We start from the raw sequence: 409 nt of genomic DNA on the forward strand, positions 1-409 counted from the left end.
GTGTTACTGCGAAGGGGGGACGGAGAAGGCTAGGTTATCCGGGCGACGGTTGTCCCGGTTTAAGCGAGTAGGCTGATAGTCTTGGTAAATCCGGACTGTCTTAAGGCTGAGACGTGATGACGAGGTTCTACGGAACTGAAGTAATTGATGCCCTGCTTCCAGGAAAAGCCTCTAAGCTCTAGGTAACATTGAATCGTACCCCAAACCGACACAGGTGATCAGGTAGAGAATACCAAGGCGCTTGAGAGAACTCGGGTGAAGGAACTAGGCAAAATGGTGCCGTAACTTCGGGAGAAGGCACGCTGGCGCGTAGGTGGAGGGACTTGCTCCCCGAGCTGAAGCCAGTCGAAGATACCAGCTGGCTGCAACTGTTTATTAAAAACACAGCACTGTGCAAACACGAAAGTGG

General features: G+C 52.1%; 1 rRNA gene. It reads left to right on the top strand.

Annotated elements, in window-relative coordinates:
- Positions 1–409, top strand: a 23S ribosomal RNA gene (locus HH682_RS15450); the annotation flags it as partial.

The sequence above is a fragment of the Rosenbergiella gaditana genome (assembly GCF_018494065.1).
Taxonomy (GTDB): domain Bacteria; phylum Pseudomonadota; class Gammaproteobacteria; order Enterobacterales; family Enterobacteriaceae; genus Rosenbergiella; species Rosenbergiella gaditana.